15 protein-coding genes and 1 pseudogene are annotated in these 21548 nt (G+C 67.0%); 9 read left to right on the top strand and 7 right to left on the bottom strand.

What is annotated here, in order from left to right:
- Positions 1-767: 767 nt before the first annotated feature.
- The 3 genes from PKD89_RS02410 to PKD89_RS02400 all read right to left on the bottom strand — a co-directional run bounded on the left by PKD89_RS02410 (position 768) and on the right by PKD89_RS02400 (position 2987).
- Positions 768-2030, bottom strand: a complete 1263-nt coding sequence (locus PKD89_RS02410; RefSeq protein WP_287375808.1) for an MFS transporter — start codon at positions 2028-2030, stop codon at positions 768-770.
- On the bottom strand, positions 2020-2496 hold the full coding sequence (locus tag PKD89_RS02405) for a MarR family winged helix-turn-helix transcriptional regulator (RefSeq protein ID WP_289011777.1): 477 nt from the start codon (positions 2494-2496) through the stop codon (positions 2020-2022). Before PKD89_RS02405 ends, PKD89_RS02410 begins: the two co-directional genes overlap by 11 nt.
- Positions 2497-2594: 98 nt before the next feature.
- Positions 2595-2987, bottom strand: a complete 393-nt coding sequence (locus tag PKD89_RS02400; protein WP_287391093.1) for a PPOX class F420-dependent oxidoreductase — start codon at positions 2985-2987, stop codon at positions 2595-2597.
- A 302-nt stretch (positions 2988-3289) separates the two neighbouring features.
- Here PKD89_RS02400 and secE point away from each other — a divergent pair, with 302 nt between their 5' ends.
- The 6 genes and pseudogenes from secE (at position 3290) to rplL (ending at position 7525) form a co-directional block, all read left to right on the top strand.
- The gene (gene secE / locus PKD89_RS02395) at positions 3290-3655 is read left to right on the top strand and encodes a preprotein translocase subunit SecE (protein ID WP_287375816.1); all 366 of its coding nucleotides are present in this window, start codon (positions 3290-3292) and stop codon (positions 3653-3655) included.
- A gap of 76 nt (positions 3656-3731) precedes the next feature.
- Positions 3732-4589, top strand: coding sequence for a transcription termination/antitermination protein NusG (gene nusG, locus PKD89_RS19760; protein WP_289011776.1), 858 nt, complete (start codon positions 3732-3734; stop codon positions 4587-4589).
- Between the two features lie 130 nt (positions 4590-4719).
- Positions 4720-5139: pseudogene (gene rplK, locus PKD89_RS02385) on the top strand (50S ribosomal protein L11); the annotation flags it as partial.
- Between the two features lie 294 nt (positions 5140-5433).
- Positions 5434-6129 (top strand): 50S ribosomal protein L1, encoded by a 696-nt coding sequence (gene rplA / locus PKD89_RS02380; protein ID WP_320415448.1) that lies wholly within the window; start codon positions 5434-5436, stop codon positions 6127-6129.
- A gap of 275 nt (positions 6130-6404) precedes the next feature.
- Positions 6405-7145, top strand: a complete 741-nt coding sequence (rplJ, locus tag PKD89_RS02375; protein WP_289011775.1) for a 50S ribosomal protein L10 — start codon at positions 6405-6407, stop codon at positions 7143-7145.
- Positions 7146-7147: 2 nt separating this feature from the next.
- Positions 7148-7525, top strand: coding sequence for a 50S ribosomal protein L7/L12 (gene rplL / locus PKD89_RS02370; protein ID WP_287375823.1), 378 nt, complete (start codon positions 7148-7150; stop codon positions 7523-7525).
- Between the two features lie 30 nt (positions 7526-7555).
- Here rplL and PKD89_RS02365 read toward each other — a convergent pair whose 3' ends face one another.
- Positions 7556-9214 (bottom strand): DUF2142 domain-containing protein, encoded by a 1659-nt coding sequence (locus PKD89_RS02365; protein ID WP_289011774.1) that lies wholly within the window; start codon positions 9212-9214, stop codon positions 7556-7558.
- A 207-nt stretch (positions 9215-9421) separates the two neighbouring features.
- Between PKD89_RS02365 and PKD89_RS02360 the strand changes: the two genes are divergently transcribed.
- From PKD89_RS02360 to PKD89_RS02350, 3 genes are all read left to right on the top strand, one after another.
- Positions 9422-10117 carry a class I SAM-dependent methyltransferase gene (locus PKD89_RS02360; protein ID WP_289011772.1) on the top strand — a complete coding sequence of 232 codons (696 nt, stop codon included), beginning with the start codon at positions 9422-9424 and terminating at the stop codon, positions 10115-10117.
- 220 nt (positions 10118-10337) lie between these two features.
- Positions 10338-13925, top strand: a complete 3588-nt coding sequence (locus tag PKD89_RS02355; protein ID WP_289011770.1) for a DNA-directed RNA polymerase subunit beta — start codon at positions 10338-10340, stop codon at positions 13923-13925.
- Between the two features lie 94 nt (positions 13926-14019).
- Positions 14020-18033 carry a DNA-directed RNA polymerase subunit beta' gene (locus PKD89_RS02350; RefSeq protein WP_324332252.1) on the top strand — a complete coding sequence of 1338 codons (4014 nt, stop codon included), beginning with the start codon at positions 14020-14022 and terminating at the stop codon, positions 18031-18033.
- Positions 18034-18315: 282 nt separating this feature from the next.
- Here the strand turns inward: PKD89_RS02350 and PKD89_RS02345 are convergent, their stop codons facing one another.
- The 3 genes from PKD89_RS02345 to PKD89_RS02335 are packed head-to-tail and all read right to left on the bottom strand — an operon-like array spanning position 18316 to position 21539.
- Entirely contained in the window at positions 18316-19554 is a 1239-nt protein-coding gene (locus tag PKD89_RS02345; RefSeq protein ID WP_289011767.1) for a saccharopine dehydrogenase family protein, read from the bottom strand.
- A 9-nt stretch (positions 19555-19563) separates the two neighbouring features.
- Positions 19564-20304, bottom strand: a complete 741-nt coding sequence (bioD, locus tag PKD89_RS02340) for an ATP-dependent dethiobiotin synthetase BioD (RefSeq protein WP_289011765.1) — start codon at positions 20302-20304, stop codon at positions 19564-19566.
- A complete protein-coding gene (locus PKD89_RS02335) occupies positions 20301-21539 on the bottom strand; it encodes an aminotransferase class I/II-fold pyridoxal phosphate-dependent enzyme (protein WP_289011763.1) in 1239 nt (412 codons plus the stop codon). The genes bioD and PKD89_RS02335 overlap by 4 nt, the downstream gene beginning before the upstream one ends.
- Positions 21540-21548: the final 9 nt, after the last annotated feature.

The following is a 21548-nucleotide window of genomic DNA, read 5'->3' as shown; positions in this document are numbered from 1 at the left end:
TCAGCCTGGCTGCAGCCTGGGCAGCTTCCGAGTTCATTCCGTATGACTCAATAAGCCTCATCTCGGTGTCACAGGTTGGGGCCCTGACCCTGCCCACGGCCGTCCAACCATTCGGTCCGGCGATGAAGACTGCCTGGCCGAAGTCGGGATTCCCCAAATCGTCCCGAGATTGGCTTACAAAGCCCGTGGCGACGCCGTTGTCGCACACCGCGTCTGTCAACTCGTACGGGCCCAACTCGAGGGGGAAGTCGCCGTCGAAGCGTTGATTCCACACGTTGGCCAGAGTCGCAGCGTCACAACTTGGACTCCCATTGCTTGGGCCGATATCGGCCTCGGGCGCCGGGCTCGCCTGGTCGTCGACCGTCGGTAGCGATGGTGCGTTGGTCGTCGGCGGGGCGCTGACCGTGGCAACGATGGTCGAGCTGGGGGAGGGGATCGATGTCTTTGGTGTCGTCGTTGCGTCGATGCTGGTCGCTGAGGCAGGGGCTGCCGTCACGGTGAAGTTTGGCTCGCGTGCTGAGTCGGGCCCGCCACAGGCCGCAGCGAACAGACAAGCGCTGAACCCACAGGCCAACTTGATTCCCAAAAGCCGTCTACCGAGCACGCCCCGGCCCCTCACTTGTGTTGGGCACGTCAAACAGGTCGATCATAGTGAACAGGCTGGTGATGCCGGGTTGGTAAGACAGCCGAGCAATTGCAGAGTCGTCGACAGGCTTGGCGCTGCGTGCCGGATGACCACCGGCGGCGGAGGGACCGACCCTGGCCGCTTAAGCCGATGCGTTGTCGGCGGCGATCAGGCGCGTCGATGCGATCAGCCCGAACGCAGCTGCGGCAAGGGCCCCAAGACCGCCGATGACGACCGGCGCCCTCGCACCGACAGCATCGGCCAGCATCCCCAGGATGGGCCCGCCGATCGGGGTGGTGCCGATCAGGAGCACCATCTGAACGGCGAGCACGCGGCCGAGCATCTGGCGGTCGGTGCGCAACTGGGCGATCGCCGTGGTGGCGGTCATGTAGGCGATGCTGGTGCCGCCGACGAACACGGCGATCACGACGGCTACCGGCACGTTGGGCGCTGCGGACAACACGATCAGGCCCACCCCCAATGCGGCGGCGTTGGTCCCGACCGTGCGGGGTGTGATCGTGTGGAGCCGGGCGACGATCAACGCCCCGATCAGGCCGCCGGCACTGAACGCCGAGTACAGCAAGGTGTAGGCCCCGTCGCTCCCGTTCAGGCCCTTCACGACGAACAGCGGCAGCACGACGCTGTAGTTGTAGCTGAGAATCCCAATGACCAGCAGCATGGAGAACGTGATCCACAGTTCGGGGACGCTGGCGATGTAGCGCAGCCCGGCCCGTACCTGTCCGGCCCCCCTCGGGGTAACGGGCGCCGGGCGCAGCTCGGCGGGACGCATCAGCACCAGCGAGCTGATCACGGCCACGTAGGAGATGGCGTCGATCGTGAACGCCCAGCCGTAGCCGACGCTGACGATCAGTACGCCGGCGAGGGTTGGTCCCAGGATGCGGGCCAGGCTGTTCATGGCGCTGTAGAGCGACACTGCGTTGGACACGTCCTCGAGGGGCACCATCTCGTTGACGAACGAGCGACGCACCGGGTTGTCCATCGCCAGCAACAACCCGCCGACGACGGCGACACCGTAGAAGGCAAGCAACGGCGCCTCGTCCATAAACGCCAGCGCACCGAGGGCGAAGGACTCACACATCGCCAGCGACTGCGTGATCAGCAGCAGGTTGCGCTTGTTGGAACGGTCAGCGACCACCCCCGCCCAGGCTGACAGCAACAGGACGGGTCCAAACTGGCAGGCAGACAATGCACCGACCGCCAGGCCGCTGTCGGTGCGCCGCAGGATGAGAAGCGTCAGCGCAACCATCGTCAACCAGTTGCCCACCTGGGACACGGTCTGACCGAAGAAGAACAGCCGGTAGTTGCGCGAGCTGAGCGAGGCGAGGGTGCGTCGCCGCTCCGGTGCTGCGGACGACGGGGCGCCTATCGGGTCCTCACGTGCCATCGGGGGATCGTCCGGCCTCGCCCTGGGCATGGTTGCGGAGCGTCCGGGTGAGGCGCTCCAGCTCGGCGACGTCGCGTTCGCCGAGCAGGCCGTGGATGAATCGATCCCGGGCGTCGGCGAGGGGCCCCTCGAGCTGTGACAACAACTCTTCGCCCGCGAGGGCGAGCACGATCAGCGTCGAGCGGCCATCGCTCGGGTGGGCGCAGCGTTCGATCAGGCCTCGGCGTTCGGCCTCTTCGAGGCACCTGGTGATGTGGCTGGGCACCATCGACAGTCCTCGGGCCAGGTCGGTCGGCCGTGCGCGTTGTTGAGGGCTGCGGGCCAGCCGAACCAGCAGGTCGACGACCGAACGGTCAACCGGCACGATCCGCTCCGTGACCTCGGCGAAGCGTTGATCGAGCGCCAGGTAGGCCTCTTTGAGCAGGCCGAAGGTGTCCCAACGGGTATCGCTGAACGGAGGAGCCATGACGACGAGACGCTACCAACGGTGGCAGCCTTCCGGTGGGGGGGCGCAGCTCTGGGTGTTGGTGTTCGTCTGCGGCCCTGATCCGCAGGGCCGAGGTCTCAGATGCCGTTCTTGTGAACGTGGTCGACGCCGATGCGCACGATCACCCGCTCGGAGCCGATCGGGTTGGCGTAGTCGGCGCCGGTGTACTTCTGGGCCAGCTCGTCGATGTTTGCCCGGGCGACGTCGCCGGTCTCGGTTTCGACCACGCGGCCTCGGGCCTCGACGTAGCGATAGGGGTTGTCGGCGTCGAACACGGTGATCGTCACCCGGGGGTCGCCCTCGACGTTGCGGTACTTCTGGCGTCCCGTCTCGGTGTTGATGAACACGTGCTCGTCGTCGGCGTGCACCCACATCAGCTGGGTTTGGGGCTGCCCGTCGGGCATGAGCGTCGTCAGCGCAGCGAAGTTCTTTGCTTGGGCCATCGTCTTGAGGTCTGCGTCGAGTGTCATGAGTGCCAGGGTAACGATGAGTTCGGGGGAGCGGAACGCCCGCTGGGCGCAGTCGGGTCGACGAGTACGACAGCTGTCGCTGAGGAGGTGCCCCACGGTCGGCCGGAGCGCCTATGGTGGTGCGTTCGCTCCGGGTTGCGTCGCCGAGTCTCGCCGCTCGGGTAGGTACACATCGGGTTCGGCTGAGTAGAATCGTCAGCCGTCTTCAAAAGCGGTGGCCGGAACCCGAACCGAGCTGCTGAGCAGGGTCCCGACGTGAACCGACAGCACTCAACCCCCTTGTTTCGCCGGAGGGTGAACCGATGGCAATGAACCGTGAGCAAAAGCGCGCCATGCAGCGGGCAGGACAAGTCGACGCCGAGGGATCGCCGATGGCGCGCGACCGGCGTCAGCCTGCCAAGACCGTCCGCAAGGAGGAGCGCACTTCGCCCACGCAGTTCTTCAAGGAGGTGCGCAGCGAGCTCCGCAAGGTGGCATGGCCCACCCGTGAGGAGCTGATCCGATACTCGATCATCGTCCTGGTCGCCATCGTGGCGCTGACGATCTTCGTCACCGTCCTCGACTGGATCTTTCTGAAGTTCGTGCAGGATTTCCTCTTCGACAGCGGCGTCGACGCGACTCCCGCCGCCGGGCTGATCTCGGCCGCTTCGTCTCTCCCCGGGCTGTGATCCATCCAGCACCGCTTGCCTGCACCCGATCGTGCCCGCAGGAACCGCACCCATCGATCCCCAGCCAGGAAAACACATGACTGATATCGAACCCACCGCCGCTACCGACCCGGTCGACGACGCCCCAGAGGCACCCGACACGGCCGTCGATGCTCCCACCGAAGCATCTGACGCTGCGGAGCAGGCTGACGCTGCGGAGCAGGTTGATACTGCGGAGCAGGTTGATACCGCGGAGCAGGTTGACGCCGACGTGGATGCTTCCACCGACGAGGATGCCGCCAGCGAAGGGTCCGCTTCCGACGAGGCGGGCGTCGAGCCTGGCCCCGAGGTGCTCGACGAGGACGCACTGCTCGAAGAGGGCGCTGCCCCCGAGCCGGAGATCAGCCCCTTCAACAAGCCGGGTAAGTGGTACGTGCTGCACACGCAGTCCGGCTACGAGAACAAGGTGAAGAAGAACCTTGAGGCCCGCGCTCTGTCGATGAACATGGAGGAGCGGATCTACGAGGTCGTCATCCCCGTTGAGGACGTCAGCGAAATCCGCCAGGGCAAAAAGGTGGTCGTCCAGAAGAAGATGTTCCCCGGTTACCTGCTGGTGCGCACCCGCTTGAACGACGATGCCTGGTACGTCGTGCGCAACACTCCCGGTGTCACCGGGTTTGTCGGCGCAGGCAACAAGCCCTCGGCCTTGCCCCGCAAGGAGGTGGAGAAGTTCCTCCAGGTGAAGAAGGACGACGAGGACGCCCCCAAGCGCACCCGGCCCCGCATGGAGTACGAGATCAACGAGACCGTGCGCGTCAAGCAGGGTCCGTTCGCCGATTTCTCCGGCGAAATCGTCGAGATCAACGCCGATCAGCTGAAGCTGAAGGTGCTGGTCAACATCTTCGGCCGGGAGACCCCGGTCGAGCTGGAATTCTCCCAGGTGGCCAAGCTGTAGGGCCCCACCTTGCCGTGTGGGCTGTTCGCAGCGCACACTGGTCCCTTGTGCCTGCGTCGCCCCGGGCCTACTCCGGGCGACAGATTCCCCCCGCAACGTCGAGTTATCGCACCACACGAGAGAGCACATCATGGCAAAGAAGAAGGTCTCGGCAGTCGTCAAGATCCAGATCCCGGCCGGCCAGGCATCGCCTGCGCCGCCGGTTGGTACCGCCCTGGGCCCCCACGGCATCGCCATCATGGACTTCACGAAGGCCTACAACGCCCAGACGGAGAGCCAGCGAGGCACGATCGTGCCCGTTGAGATCACCATCTTCGAGGACCGGTCGTTCACGTTCGTCCTCAAGACCCCGCCCGCCGCAGTGCTGATCCGCGCCGCCGCCGGGTTGGAGAAGGGCAGCCAGCTGCCCGGGCGCGGTGCCGTCGGCGAGATCACCGAAGCTCAGTTGGCCGAGATCGCCACGACCAAGATGCCCGACCTGAACACGAAGGACCTCGAGCAGGCCAAGCAGCAGGTCGCCGGTACCGCCAGGTCGATGGGCATCCGCGTGCTGTGGGACGACCGAAAGGGCGAGGAGCTGGCGCCGTTGCTTGACGCCGATGCCCAGGAGGCCATGATGGCCGCCCAGGAAGCGCTGCAGGCCGCCGAAGAGGCGCCGAGTGGCGGGATGGCCGAAGCGGCCGCCGACGCGATTGCTGGGGACGCCGAGGAGTCGGCCGACTCCGAAGGCTGACCTTCGCAGCGGCCCGGGCGCTCATCCGGGACGCTCAACATTCGACCCGTCGGGGGAGTACCTCGCCCCGGGGACGACATCCATATCCACATCTAACGAGAGGCAGCCATCATGGCGAAAGGCAAGAAGTACCGCGACGCAGCACGTCGCTACGACCGCGAAATGTTCCACGGCCCGCGCGAGGCGCTGGAGCTGGTGAAGTCGCTGGCGACGAAGAACTTCGACGAGAGCATCGACCTGGTGGTTCGCCTTGGGGTCGACCCCCGTAAGGCCGACCAGATGGTGCGCGGCACGGTGTCGCTCCCGTCCGGCTCGGGCAAGAACGTCCGCGTTGCGGTCTTCGCCGAGGGCGAGCAGGCCGAAGCAGCACGCGCTGCGGGTGCCGATTTCGTGGGCGGCGAGGAGCTGGCCGCCGAGATCCAGGGCGGCATGATGGATTTCGACCTCACCATCGCCTCTCCGGACATGATGCCGATCGTCGGCAAGCTGGGCCGGGTGCTCGGCCCCCGGGGCCTGATGCCCAACCCGAAGACCGGCACGGTGACCCCCGACGTGGCCACTGCGGTCGGCGAGTTCAAGGGCGGCAAGGTCGAGTACCGCACCGACCGGCACGGCAACGTGGCCGTCCCGATCGGCAAGGCGAGCTTCGAGCCCGATGCGCTGGAGGCCAACCTGGCCGCCGTCATGGGCGAGATCGTTCGGGCCAAGCCGTCGGCGTCCAAGGGCAAGTACCTCAAGAAGGTCGCGCTGTCCTCGACGATGGGTCCCAGCGTCCGCGTGGACGCCGGCGCCTACGACACCAAGTAGGCCCGTTTCAGCACAGGCCGGCGGCTCCGCTAGCCTTGCCGATACAAGATCACATCGCCTGAGACCTTCGGTGGACCAACCGGCTTCGGCCGGAACGTCCGTAATCAGCCCCGGCTTGCCGAACTAGGCGGACTCCTCAGATCTGGTGACACTTCGGTGCCGCCTTCTCTAGTTCGGGTGTCCGCTTGCGGGCACCCGTTTCGCTTTTCCATGGCAAGCGGGTGGGATCTTCAACCCCATCACCAACCATCGAGACAACGAGAGGAGGTGTGAGCGTGACAGACAATCCTGAACACCCGGAAGCAGCCGAGCACGAAGCCGAGGCCGACGCCAAGGAACCCAGGCCCGAAAAAGTGGCCGTGGTGACCGAGGTCAAGGAGCGGATGAGTGAGGCAGAAGCCGTGATCCTCACCGAGTATCGCGGCCTGTCGGTCAAGGAACTGCAGAGCCTTCGGGCCTCGCTGACCGCGGCCGGCGCCGTCTACAAGGTGTACAAGAACACCTTGGTTCGACGAGCAGCAGACGAACTGGACTGGGATTTGGCCGACCTGCTGGTCGGTCCGACTGCGATGGCCTTTGTGGCCAGCGACGTCGGATCAGCCGCTAAGGCGCTCACCGAATTTGCCAAGGCCCAGCCGTTGCTGGTCCTCAAGGGCGGAGTCATGGGCGGCGACGTCCTCGACGACCAGGCCGTCAAGGCGCTGGCCGACCTGCCCTCCGGCCCGGAGATTTACTCCAAGCTGGCGGCCGGCATCAACGGCACGGCCCGCGGGCTGGCAGCCGGGATCCACGGAACACACCGTTCCCTGGCCTACGTGCTGCAGGCGGCGATCGACGGCGGAGTTTTCGCCGACGACGGCGCAGCGGCCGCTGAGCCCACCACCGACGCGGCACCCGCCGCCGAGGCGAGCGAGACCACCCCATCTGCGCCGGAGGCACCCGCCGACGACGCAACCCCAGACACGAACACCGAAGCACCCGCCGCCGACGCGGCGGAAAGCACTGAGGAGAGCTGAGCATGAGCAAAGTTGACGACATCCTGGAAGAAATCTCGAACCTGTCGCTGGTCGAGGCCTACGAACTGGTCAAGGCGATCGAAGAGAAGTTCGAGGTGACCGCTGCGGCTCCCGTGGCCGCCATGGCCGCCGCTCCCGGCGCCGGTGGCGCCGAGGCCGAGGAAGAGAAGGACGAGTTCGATGTCGTCCTGACCGGCGCAGGCGACAAGAAGATTCAGGTCATCAAGGAGGTGCGTGGGCTCACCAGCCTGGGCCTCAAGGAGGCCAAGGATCTGGTGGAGGCCGCCCCGAAGCCCGTCCTCGAGGGCGTGCCCAAGGACGAGGCCGAGAAGGCCAAGGAGGCCCTTGAGGCCGCTGGCGCCACCGTGGAGCTCAAGTAAGCACGGAGCTTGAGCTGCGGCGCAGCTCGATCACGAGGCTGGTTTGCTGGTCTCGCGATGAGCGGTCAGGCGAAGAGCTATGTGATCGATACCGCCTCCCAGCGTTTCGCTGGGAGGCGGTGTCGCGTCCGAGCGTCCGATCCCCCAGGCCAACGCTCCCAGGGCGCCCACGTAGACGACGAGGAGCACCGGGAAGGTGAGCGGTGGGCTCCAGCGGGGATGGACGAGCAGGTTCCACCAACTCAGCGGAGCACCTCCTTTGGCCCCGTGGTGGCGGGCAACGCTCAGGAACCCGATGGCGTGGACGGTGAGGAACACGTTCAGCGCAACTCGGACGGCGGTTGTCGAGGTCTCGGGTTGACGGAGCAATGATCCGAGGTCGCCCGGCCTCACCGGTTCTCTGGTGATCTGTGCCGACGTTTCGATGCCTCGGTCATCGGCGTTCCGGCGAGGCGAGGAACAGGTGGCGACCAAGAAAGCGCCCAGCAGCAGCGGTAGGGCGTAGCGACCCTGCCAGAAGAACCCGATGGGGGGCAGGCTGAGCCCCTCCGCCGTCACCGAAATCGTCAGGCCCCCGATCAGTGTCAGGCCGGCGATGATCGCCGCCCTCGGCGTGCAACGCCACACTCCGACGGCGAAGACGACGAGCAGGGTCACCACCCATGCCCAAACGGCGAGTTCGGGTAACGCGCTGTCGTTCTGGCCAAACACGCCGACCGATTGGCGCAGGTAGAAGGGCAGATAGCTGACGGCGGTGGCCCAGCCCGATCCTGGGCGGTCGGGGAGCGGGAAGTCGCGCTGGATCGTCCAGAGCCAGGCGGCTGAGGCGACGGTCATCGCCCCGGCCCCGACCGCCCAACCCCACACGTCGACCCGTCGAGCGAGGTGCACCATCCTGGATCTGCCGGCCATCGCCGAGAGCAGGACGAGCAGCAGCACGGCGAAGGCGGGGCCGAGTCCTCGCGCCCCGATGAGGACGATGAGGGCCATGCCGAACCTGGCGACCTCCCGGCGGGTGAACTCGACGTCGCTTCGCGCAAGCAGCATGCCCGTGGCCCAGACTCCGAGGGCGGCGGCGATCTCGACGGCGCTCGGGTTGGTCGAGGCCGACAGATACATCGTCATCGGGGTCACGGTGCCGAACAGCGCCAGCCATGCCAAGCGGGACCGTTGGCTTCGGCGAACCGAGACCGTCGCAGAGGCCAGCAGCGCCGTTGTGGCGACCACACCAATGAGCCGCATGAGGTACGCGCCGGCAGCCCCGGAGTCGATCAGCGTCGGCAGCCCGACCAGAGCATAAAAGAAGGGCTGGCCCCTGTATTGACCGGTGTTGGCGCCAACGATCCGGTCTGACCCGCCAAACGGGGGACAGTCTGAGGGTGGGAGCTTCATACCCTCCTGGGGGACTCCCTCCACCAAATCGCCGAGGAAGCAGCGCTCCACCTCGTCGGCCCGTCGATAGCTTTCTGGAACCTTCACCTCGACCAACAACGGGGAGAGCGAGGTTTCGTTCCCCGTCAGTTGGCCGCGCACCACGGCTGCGGCCCGCCTGGCCTGGTAGACCTCATCGGGGCCGGTCATCAACGGCGTCGCCAGCACCCACGCCACCCCCGCCAACGTCAACAGGCCGAAGGTTCGCCACCACGTGTGGCGCTCGGCGGGCCGCCGGGGGGGTTCGGTCGTGCTCATCGAATCATGTCCGAACCTTGGGGCGATCTCGCTGCGGGGAGTTCAAACGGCTCCCGCAGGCTAGGGCATCGAACCTGAAGGGCTTTGTGACCGAACCAGGAGGGCTGTGCGATCGGATGGGCCGGGCCGCTAGCTTCCTGGAGTCCTCAATCGCTCAGCCAGGTGTACTGGCAGGATCCGGTGACCCTCCATGGCCCTGGCCGACCGATGAACCTCGCCGCGTTGCGCTCGACGATCGCCTCCTACCGGGGCGCGCCTCCGGTGACCCGAGCCTTCGTCGTCGCTCGTTTCCTGGTGGCGCCAGTCGGCCCGCTCGATGCCGAGCTGCGCGGACGCAGCGGGCGGGTGCTGTCGCTGGGCAGCGGGCTGTGCATGCTGGAGCGCTATCTGGCCGAGACCAACCCCAACCTGGAGTTCGTCGGTATCGACCTCGACGAGGCCAAGGTGGACCTGATCGCCAGCACTCAGGAGCGCAGCCCCCGGGTCACGCTGCGACGAGGTGACGCCACGGCGATCGACGAGCCGGCCGTGTACGACACGGTGCTGATCTGCGACGCCCTGCACCACTTCCCGGCGGAGAGCCATGCTCGGGTGGCCCAGGCGGTTGCGGCGGCGCTCGTTCCCGGTGGGCAGGCGTTGGTCAAGGACCTGGACGTGGCCCCCCGCTGGAAATACCACTGGAACCGGCTGCACGACCGGCTGGTCGCCGGCCCCGAACCGATCCACTGCCGCCCGGTCGGGGAGATGGCCCAGATCTTTGAGGCCGCCGGGCTGGTCGTCGAAGAACAGCGACGGCTTGACCATGCTCTGGCCCCGTATGCCCACTACCTCATCCGTCTGCGCCGCCCCGACGAGCCGTCGGGGGAGAACAAGTTGGCACAAACCGTTGACGATCCGGCCTGATCTTCCTATCCTGCAGCGCAACCTCGTGGTCGACTGAGATCCGAGTCTGTGCTCATCGTGGAGATTTCTGCGGATCGCGCCTTGTGGGCTGCCCCTGGGGAGTCCTAGACTCTCTTAGCCGTGCCAGCGCCCGTTCTTCCCCCTGGATCCATCCCCGGGGACCTTGCGCGCCTCGGCACGGAACTCACCACGATTGCATCGCGTCAGCGAGGAGTAGGCCTTGTCGTCAGCACCACCGCTTCGGGAACGCTATTCGTTCGGAAACCTCCAAGAGGTTTTGGACATCCCGGACCTCATCGCCGTTCAACGGAAGTCCTTCAAATGGTTCGTTGACTTCGGCTTGGCCAACGCCTTCCGGGATATCTCGCCCATTCGAGATTTCACCGAGACGCTCAGCCTCGAGCTGGAGTTCGATCCTCACGACGAGGATCTGCGCCCCCCACCCAAGTTCACGGTGGAGGAGTGCAAAGAAAAGGACATGACCTACTCGGCGCCCATCTTCGTGAAGGCGCGGTTCGTCAACCAGAACACGGGCGAGATCAAGGAACAGACCGTGTTCATGGGCGACTTCCCCATGATGACGGACCGGGGCACGTTCGTGATCAACGGCACCGAGCGTGTCGTCGTGTCGCAGCTGGTCCGTTCGCCCGGCGTGATCTTCCAGCCAGGGGAACGCTTCCGCCTGCGCAACCTGTCCAAGCACCAGCTGGTTACCGGCACGGTTCACCCCTACCGAGGTGAGTGGATCGAGTTCGACGTCGAGCAGAAGCCCGGCAAGGACGTCACCGCCGGCACCCGCGTGGCCCGCAAGCGTCGTCTCAGCCTGTTCGTGCTCATCCGGGCATTGGGCTTCGGTGAAGACAACGTCCCCGGTTTCCTCGACGCGTTCGTGCGTCACTTCGACTTCCTCGAGGGGCAGTGGGAGAAGGACCAGGACCTGGCACCCACCCAGGAAGAGGCGTTGATCGAGATCTACAAGCGTGCCCGGCCCGGTGAGCCGGCCACGCCCGAGTCCTCGCGCAACTACTTCCAGAACGCCTTCTTCGAGAGCCGTCGTTACGACCTGTCCCGGGTCGGCCGCTACAAGCTGAACCGCAAGCTCGGCCCCGAGGTGCAGCACCTGCTCGAGGTGTTCCCCATGCTCGAGGGCCACGTCGACGTGCCCGACGCAGATCTGTCCGTGCTGTCGCGGGTGGAGCTGCTCGCAGCCACCACCTATCTGTTGAACCTGGCCGCCGGAACCCCCGGTTACCGCCTGGACGACCAGGACCACTTCGCCAACCGCCGCATCCGGTCGGTGGGCGAGCTGATCCAGAACCAGGTCCGCATCGGCCTGAGCCGCATGGAGCGGGTGGTGCGCGAGCGCATGACCACCCAGGACGTCGAGGCGATCACGCCCCAGACCCTGATCAACATCCGCCCTGTGGTCGCTGCGATCAAGGAGTTCTTCGGAACCTCCCAGCTGAGCCAGTTCATGGACCAGGTGAACCCGCTGTCGGGCCTCACCCACCGTCGCCGCCTGTCGGCGCTCGGCCCCGGCGGCCTGTCCCGTGAGCGTGCGGGCTTCGAAGTGCGAGACGTGCACTTCAGCCACTACGGCCGCATGTGCCCCATCGAAACACCGGAAGGCCCCAACATCGGCCTGATCGGGGCCCTGGCCACCTACGCCCGGGTCAACGAGTTCGGCTTCATCGAGACCCCGTACCGCAAGGTCACCGACGGCGTGGCCACCAGCGAGATCGTCTGGCTGCCCGCCGATGAGGAGGAGCTCTACACCGTCGCCCAGGCCAACGCCCGGCTCGACGAAGACGGCACCTTCCTCGACGAGCGTGTGCTGGTGCGCCGCTCGCCGCAGGCCGCATCCCTCCAGGACCTCAGGTTGCAGCTGGAGCGCGACGTGTTCCTCGGTGCCACCACCGCCATCGAGCTGGTGGTGCCCGCCGAGGTTCAGCTGATGGACGTGTCGCCGAAGCAGATCGTGTCGGTCGGCGCCGCCCTCATTCCGTTCCTCGAGCACGACGACGCCAACCGGGCGCTCATGGGCGCCAACATGCAGAAGCAGGCCGTGCCGCTGGTGCGTGCCGAGGCCCCGTTCATCGGCACCGGCATCGAGCCCCGGGCCGCACGCGACGCCGCCAACATGGTGATCGCCGAGGACAACGGCATCGTCACCCAGGTGGATGGACGCACCATCACCGTGGAGTACGCCAAGACGGGTCGCAAGAGCTACCGCCTGCACAAGTTCGAGCGTTCCAACCAGGACACCTCGATCAACCAGCGGCCCCGCGTGGCCGCCGGCCAGAGGATCGTCGAAGGCGACATCCTGGCGGAGGGTCCCTCCACCGACAACGGCGAGCTGGCACTGGGCAAGAACCTGCTGATCGCCTTCATGCTGTGGGAGGGCTACAACTACGACGACGCCATCATCTTGTCGGAACGGCTGGTGAAGGACGACGTCCTCACCTCGATCCACATCCACGAGTATGAGGTGGACGCCCGCGACACCAAGCTGGGCGAAGAGGAGATCACCCGGGACATTCCGAACCTCTCCGAAGAGATCCTGGCCGACCTCGACGAGCGCGGCATCGTGCGCATCGGCGCCGAGGTGGACGCCGGCGATGTGCTGGTGGGCAAGGTGACGCCCAAGGGCGAAACCGAGCTGACCCCCGAAGAGCGCCTGTTGCGGGCCATCTTCGGTGAGAAGGCCCGCGAAGTGCGCGACACCTCGCTGAAGGTGCCCCACGGCGAGCAGGGCAAGGTGATCGACGTCAAGGTGTTCAGCCGTGAAGAGCATCACGAGCTGGCTCCCGGCGTCAACCAGCTGGTTCGGGTCTACGTGGCCCAGAAGCGCAAGATCTCGGTCGGCGACAAGCTGGCCGGACGCCACGGCAACAAGGGCGTCATCAGCCGGATCATGCCCATCGAGGACATGCCTTACCTGGCCGACGGCACCCCGGTTGACATCGTGCTGACACCGCTGGGCGTTCCGTCCCGCATGAACGTGGGACAGGTGCTGGAGACCCACCTCGGTTGGGCGGCCCGTTGGGGCTGGCAGAACGAGGGCGACTTCATCGGTGAGCCGCCGCTGCGTGGCACCGAGACCAAGACGCGGCCCACCACACGGCCCGCCACGTTGATCGCCACCCCGGTGTTCGACGGCGCCAAGTGGGACGAGACCGAGCTGGCCGGCAAGCACCCGACCATCCAGAAGATCTTCGAGAACCTCAACCCCGAGGGCGTCGACGGTCAGCGGCTGATCGAGACCACCGGCAAGACCACGCTGTTCAACGGTCTGACCGGCGAGCCGTTCCACCAGTCGATCTCCATCGGCTACATGTACATCCTGAAGCTGGCCCACCTGGTGGACGACAAGATCCACGCCCGCTCCACCGGCCCGTACTCCATGATCACCCAGCAGCCGCTTGGTGGTAAGGCCCAGTTCGGTGGTCAGCGCTTCGGTGAGATGGAGGTGTGGGCCCTGGAGGCCTATGGCGCCGCCTACTGCCTGCAGGAACTGCTCACGATCAAGTCCGACGACACGCTCGGGCGGGTCAAGGTGTACGAGGCCATCGTGAAGGGCGAGAACATCCCCGAGCCGGGCATCCCCGAGAGCTTCAAGGTGCTCATCAAGGAGATGCAGGCGCTCTGCCTCAATGTCGAGGTCCTCTCCGAGGAAGGCGACGAGATTCAGATGCGGGAGCTCGACGAGGAGTTCTTCCGTGCCGCCGAGGAGCTGGGCATCGACCTGTCCCGCCCCGAGCGTGGCTCGGACGAGGACGACATGCGTCGCCCCGCCATGCGCGGCTGACCCGTTGCGCCCGCCTGCAACCTGAGACCCTTTCAAGAACGCACCGCCACACCAGCAAGCCAGACAAGCCCAGATAGAGGAGCCAGCGCCTTTCATGCTTGACGTCAACAACTTTTCCCAGTTGCGCATCGGACTCGCCACCGCCGAACAGATCCGTATGTGGTCCAACGGCGAGGTCAAGAAGCCGGAGACCATCAACTACCGCACGCTCAAGCCAGAGAAGGACGGCTTGTTCTGCGAGAAGATCTTCGGTCCCACGAAAGACTGGGAGTGCTACTGCGGCAAGTACAAGCGGGTGCGCTTCCGCGGCATCATCTGCGAGCGCTGCGGCGTTGAGGTGACCCGCTCCAAGGTTCGGCGCGAGCGCATGGGGCACATCGAGCTGGCCGCCCCGTCGGTTCACATCTGGTACCTCCGCGGCACCCGCTCGTGGCTGGCCTACCTGCTGTCGGGCACCGAGCCCAAAGAGGAGTTCAAGGCCAAGCAGCTGGAGAAGGTGATCTACTTCGCCGCCAACCTGGTGGTGACGATCGACGTCGACCAGCGCGACGAGGACCTCCAGAGCCTGGAGGCCGACTACCTGGCCGAGCGTGACGAGATCAACAAGGAGCTCGAGCTGGAGCTGGCCGAGCGCCACGACGAGCTCGAGGGCGAGGTTCGCAAGCTGGAAAAGGGTGGTGCAAAGGACGCCGAAATCCGCAACCGCCAGAAGGCTGCGGAGAAGGACCTGACCGCCATCCGCGAGCGTTACGAGGAGGAGTTCGACCTCCTCGAGCGGGTGTGGGACGAGTTCAAGAGCCTGCACGCCCGTCAGATCATCGAGGACGAAGAGCTCTGGCGTGAGCTGGAGGACCGCTACGGCGACTACTTCACCGGCGGCATGGGCGCCGAGGCCATCAAGCTGTTGATCGAGGAGATCGACCTGGTGGAGGAAGAGGTCAAGCTGCGGGCGCAGATCGACCCGGCCGAGGGCCAGAAGCCACTGTCGGCCCAGCGCAAGCAGAAGGCGATCAAGCGCCTCAAGATCGTTGCCGCCTTCAACCGCACCGCCGAAGAGGGCGCCCGCGAGAACGACCCGCGGGCCATGATCCTCGACGTGGTGCCGGTGATCCCGCCGGAACTGCGCCCGATGGTGCAGCTGGACGGTGGCCGCTTTGCCACCTCCGACCTGAACGACCTGTACCGCCGCGTGATCAACCGCAACAACCGCCTGAAGCGACTGTTGGACCTGGGCGCACCCGAGATCATCGTCAACAACGAAAAGCGCATGCTGCAGGAGGCCGTCGACGCACTGTTCGACAACGGCCGCCGTGGCCGTCCCGTCACCGGGCCGGGCAACCGCCCGCTGAAGTCGCTGTCGGACATGCTGAAGGGCAAGCAGGGCCGGTTCCGCCAGAACCTGCTGGGCAAGCGCGTCGACTACTCCGGCCGCTCGGTCATCGTGGTTGGTCCCACGCTGAAGCTGCACCAGTGCGGCCTGCCCAAGCTGATGGCCCTCGAGCTGTTCAAGCCCTTCGTGATGAAGGCGCTCGTCGACCGTGAGCTGGCCCAGAACATCAAGTCGGCCAAGCGCATGGTCGAGCGGCGCCGCTCGGCGGTCTACGACGTCCTCGAGGACGTCATCCGCGAGCACCCGGTCATGTTGAACCGGGCACCAACCCTGCACCGCCTCGGTATCCAGGCCTTCGAGCCGGTGCTGGTCGAAGGCAAGGCAATCCAGATCCATCCGCTGGTGTGCACTGCGTTCAACGCCGACTTCGACGGCGACCAGATGGCGGTGCACCTGCCGCTGAGCGCCGAGGCCCAGGCCGAGGCCCGGGTGCTGATGCTGTCGGCGCACAACCTGTTGTCGCCCGCCCACGGTCGCCCCATGGTCACACCGACCAAGGAAATGCTCATCGGCGCCTACTACCTCACCGAGCCCGAAGACGGCGCGATCGGCGAGGGGCGTACCTACCGCCACCTCGAGCAGGTCGAGCGCGACATCGAGGCCGGCATGCTCGAGGCCCACGCCCGCATCACGCTGCGTCCTGGCCCCGACGGCTCCGACCGGCTGGAAACCACCGCCGGCCGAGTGTTGTTCAACACCGTGCTGCCTGAGGACTTCCCCTACTGGAACCACTCGATCCGCAAGAACGAGATGTCCGATCTGGTCGACCAGTTGGTGATCTTCTACCCCAACTCGACCGTCGCTCACAGCCTCGACCTGTTGAAGGAACTGACCCTCAAATGGTCGACCAAGTCGGGTCTGACCATGGCGATCTCCGACGTCAAGACCCCGGAGTCGAAGAAGTCGATCCTCGACCGCTTCGAGGACGACACCGAGAAGGTGGAGCGCAACTTCCGCCGTGGTGTCATCACCGACGGCGAGCGCATCCAGAAAGCGGTCGAGATCTGGTCGGAGGCCACCACCGAGGTGACCGAGGCCGTGTCCGAGGCGATGGGCAACGAGAAGTTCAACTCGCTGAACATGATGGTCGGCTCCGGTGCCCGCGGAAACATGATGCAGGTACGTCAGATCGCCGGCATGCGTGGCCTGGTGGCCAACCCTCGCGGCGACATGATTCCTCGCCCGATCAAGTCCAACTTCCGTGAGGGGTTGGATGTGTTGGAGTACTTCATCGCCACGCCTGGCGCCCGTAAGGGCCTGGTCGACACGGCGCTGCGTACCGCCGACTCGGGGTACCTCACCCGCCGCTTGGTCGACGTCGCCCAGGAACTGATCATCAACGAGGAGGACCCCTTCTCCACCGGTGGTCCGGTTCGCGGTATCTGGGTCAACGAGGTGCACCCCGACGGCTTCTCCGACGCCGACGGCAACTTCGTCGGCACCGAGCGCACGTCGCCCAGCGACCGCGCCGTGAAGAGCTACCTCGATACCCGCCTGTTCAGCCGCACCCTGGCCGATGACATCACGCTGAGCGATGGCCGGGTTGTCGAAAAGGGCACCGAGGTTGGCCTCGAGTTGATGGCCACCCTGCGAGATGACGACTCGGTCACCCGGGTTCGGGTGCTGTCGCCGCTGACCGACGAGTCCACCTTCGGCATCACCGCCAAGGGCTACGGCACGTCGCTCGCCACGTCGAAGACGATCGAGCCCGGCGAAGCGGTGGGCGTCATCGGCGCTCAGTCGATCGGCGAGCCCGGTACCCAGCTGACCATGCGTACCTTCCACACCGGCGGTATCGCCTCCGCCGGCGGCGACATCACCGGTGGTCTGCCCCGCGTGGTCGAGCTCTTCGAGGCCCGTACCCCGAAGAACAAGGCCGTGCTGGCTCGCACCTCCGGCCTCGTGCGCATCGGCGAGGACGACGGCAAGGGCCGCGTGATCACGATCGTCTCCGACGACGGCGAGGAGGACACCTACACGGTGGCCCGCGAGGCTCGCCTCGAGGTAGCCGACGGTCACGAGATCACCGCCGGCGACCCGATGGTCGAGGGTCCTCGCGACCCGAAGGAGCTGATGGACATCCAGGGCGTGTACTCCACCCAGCGGTACCTGGTCGACCAGGTACAGAAGGTGTACCGCGACCAGGGTGTGTCGATCCACGACAAGCACATCGAGTTGATCGTCCGCCAGATGACCCGCCGCGTGGCCATTCAGGAGCCTGGCGACTCGTCGTTCCTGCCCGGCGAGCGCGTCGATTCCCAGACGTTCCGTGAGACCAACGCCCGCCTGCTTCAAGAGGGTCGTCGCCCAGCCGACGGCCGCCCGGAGCTGATGGGCATCACCAAGGCGTCGCTGGCCACCGATTCGTGGCTGTCGGCAGCGTCGTTCCAGGAGACCACCCGGGTGCTCACCGAGGCCGCCATCGAGAGCCGTTACGACGGCCTGATGGGGTTGAAGGAGAACATCATCATCGGCAAGCTCATCCCAGCCGGTACCGGTATGGAGCGCTTCACCGAGATCGACACCTATGCCCCCGACTACGAGCCGATGGCGTACTTCAGCTCCGACGACGACGGACAGGGCGGTGCCGATTACCTGGCACAGCAGGCCGGCGCCAACGCCGAGTTGGTCGGCGCAGCAGCGCCCGCCGAGGGCAGTGGCGTGATCGGCTCCCTGCCCGACGCCGGGACCACCCCCGAAGCCGGCGTCGGCGGCTAGCCGGGCGGCACGACGTGTGCCGCCACCGATGACTACGGCCCTGCCCGGCAGCGACGGCTGTCGGGCAGTGCCGCGTCCGGCCCCGGCCCTTACCGGCGAACCTGACCCTTACCTGACCCTTACCCGGCGAACTGGGGAGTGCAGGGCGCGGTCTGGCGGTTGTTTGGGCTCCCGAGTTGCGGTGAGCCGCCGTCACCAGGGCGAACTGGGGAGCCCAGGGCGCGGTCTGGCGGTTGTTTGGGCTCCCGAGTTGCCGAGAGGTGCTGTGCGATTGGCCCCGGGTTAGCGGATCGAGATGTCGAAGTTGCGGGTGATCAGCCGGTCGACCAGCGCCCGACCAATCCCGGTGGCCGGGGTAAGCACGCCGGCAGCCTCTGGGAGCGCGTCACCATCGATGGCCAGAGCCAAGGCGCTCTGGCCCAACATGACAGCGGTGGCTGCATAGCCCGGATCGCCGTCGGCGGCGACCGTCGAGACCACCTTGCGGCCCCCGGCGGTGGTGGCATGCACATCGACGCGGAAGTGGCCGTTGGCGCGGGTCTCGGCGTCGGGCCCCTCCCCGGGGGAGGGCAACACCCGGTCGAGCAGCGAGCGGGTGGGACCGAATGCCATGGCGGCCGCACCGGCGACCGTGCCGGCGGCGATGCCGGTGGCCAGGAACGGCCCGGTAATCGGCGAGTCGAAGCCGATCACCTCCGAGTAGCGCATCCGGCGGCCGTAGGCGTGGTCGAGTAGCGCGTTACTGCGCCGCACGATCCGGGTGTTGTATGGCGCCATGACGAACGGTGCCACCCACATGCCCAGCCGGCGGTCGTAGCGGGGCGGGCCCACGTCGCGCTGCGGCCCAAGGTCGGCCTCGGCTGCCCGATTGGGGCTGAGCGCATAGGGGTCCATCCCGATGCGACGCTTGGACGGGTCGGCAGCCATGACCGCAACCTGGTTGCGGATCGAATCGATCGTGCCACCGCTCACGCCGCCTTTGGCCGAGACGACGACCAGAGTGGCCTCGCTCAACGGATCGCCGTGGGCAGTGTCCGCCTCGCGGGCAGCCACCATGACCGCCAGGTCGGAGGGCACCGAATCGAACCCGCAGGAGTGCACGATGCGAGCTCCCGAGGCGACGGCCGTGTCGTGGAATCGGTCGATGCTGTCGCGTACGAACAGCACCTCGCCGGTGAGGTCGGCGTAGTGGGTACCCGCCCGGGCACAGGCCTCGACGAGTGGCAGACCCCACCTGGCGTAGGGGCCGACCGTGGTGGCGACCACCCGGGTCTGTTCCGCGAGCGCGGTGATCGTGTCGGGCTCGTCGGCGTCAGCCACGATCCATGGCCAGTCGGCGGCGGCCCCGCCAAGCTCGGCGCGGGTCTGCTCCAGGCGGGACAGGGAGCGACCGGCGAGCGCGATTCGGGTCGAGTCGTCGGCGTGGGCCGCCAGATGCCTGGCGGTGAGCTTGCCCACGAAGCCGGTCGCTCCGAAGAGCACCACGTCGTAGGGGCGATCGGCGGGATCTGATGTCGGCATTGGGCCAGGCTAACGACCGTCTTCCCGTGCGCTTTCCCCACCCAGGTCCGAGGAGCCGCCGGTGCGCCGTAGTGGGACGGCGAGATGCTCGACCAGCGCTTCGACGTCGGTGAGGACCGGCTGGGACAGGTGCGCGGCCAGCCAGCGTTGGTTCTCTCGATGGTCGGCGTCGGCGGGGTCGAAACGGTTCAGCAGCACGACGGTTCGATCGACCAGCGCCGGCGCACCGAGCGCAATCGAGTCGATGGCCGATCGGGCCGCCCCGATCGCCCCCAGCGACGCATCGCCGACCAGCACGACCACGTCGGGGGCGACGGCGGCGCACAGCGCGAGCGAGTCGGCGTCGGCCGCCACCGGCGAACGGACCCCGCCCACCGTCTCCAGCCAGCCCACGCGGCACCCCCGGGGCCAGGTCAGCTCGGAGAGCAGTGCCGCAAGGAATGGAGGCGGCAGGCCAAGCTGCTTGGCCGCCATCGGCGGTGCGAGGGCGACGCCGTAGCGCCGATGGGGTGGGGTGACGTGGTCGATGGGTTCGCCGCTGGCGTGGGCGAGCACCGTGGAGTCGAGCGGGTCGTGCCCATGGCCGGCGAAGCTCTCGGCGGGCTTGCGGGCCGCCACGTCGATGGACCGATGGCGCAACGACTCGACCACCTGGGCCCCCACCCAGGTCTTGCCCACCTCGGTGGCGGTGCCGACGCAGGCGACGAGCAGGTTCGGCCGAACCGCACCGTCGATGCTGGGCTCGCTCATCCCAGGCCCAGCCGGGCGAGCGAGGCCAGCAGCCCATCGACGTCCTCGTCGCTGTGAGCGGCGGAGAACGTGATGCGCAGGCGGCTGGTGCCGGGCGCCACGGTTGGCGGCCGGATGGCCGGCACCCAGTAGCCGAGCTTGAGGAGCGCCTCGGAGGCCGCCACCGCCCATCGCTCGTCGCCGATGATGATCGGCACGATCGGGCTGGGGTGATCGGGGGCCAGCCGGTCGGTGTGGGCCCGGAGCCGCGCCACCAGATCCTCGCCTTTCGGTGAGCCCACGACGTCGAGCGCGGCGAGGGCGGCGGCGGCGTCACCGGGGGAGAGCCCGGTCGAGAAGATGAATGGCCGGGCGGCGTTGACCAGCAGGTCGATGACCGACCGGGAGGCGGCGACGAAGCCCCCCAAGGCACCGAGGGTCTTCGACAGCGTGCCCACCCGGACCACCGGAGGACCGTCCGACCCCGTGGTGTCGGGGAGATGAGGGCCCCATACCGAGTGGGCCTCGTCCACCACCAGAGCAGCGTCGTGCCGGGCGCAGCGCTCGAGCGCCTCTGCCAGATCGACGGCGTCGCCATCCATCGAGAACACCGCATCGGTGACCAGCACCGACCGGCCCGGCCATTCGGAGATCAGCCGGGACGCCTCAGCGAGGTCGAGGTGGGGATAGATCGCCACGTCGGCGCTGGCCAGCCGTGCGCCATCGATGATCGAGGCGTGGTTGAGCTCGTCGGAGACGATCCGGGCGCCGGGGCCACCGAGCACGCTGAGCACTCCCAGGTTGGCGGCGAAGCCGGTCGGGAACACCAGCGCCGCCTCGGTGCCCTTCCAACGGGCAAGCCGGGCCTCGAGCTGGTCGTGAACCGGCCGTGTGCCGCAGACCAGCCGGGACGCACCCGCCCCCGTGCCCCAGCGGCGGGTGGCCGTCACCGCCGCCTCGATCACCGCCGGGTGGGCGCTCAGACCGAGATAGTCGTTGGAGGCAAACGTGACGATCGGGGCGGCGGCCGAATCGAGGGTCCCGCGGGGGCCGAGCGCGTCGTAGGTGCGCGTCGTCCGCCACCGTCCAGCTGCGCGGATCGACTCGGTTCGCTCCGCCAGGTGATCGGCCCAGGCGCTGCGGTCGGGGTGTCCCTCGGGTCTCGGGGCGCCGCTGCTCGGGCGTGCACCCGATCCCCGGGCGCAGTCAGCCGTTGAGGCACCGGGTATCTCGTGTTCCCGCGGGGATCGGCTCACCGGCGCGAC

The organism is Candidatus Neomicrothrix sp., from assembly GCF_035329545.1.
GTDB classification, from domain to species: domain Bacteria; phylum Actinomycetota; class Acidimicrobiia; order Acidimicrobiales; family Microtrichaceae; genus Microthrix; species Microthrix subdominans.
The sequence above is the reverse complement of the archived record's forward strand: the minus strand, read 5'-3'. Positions and strand labels throughout refer to the sequence as shown.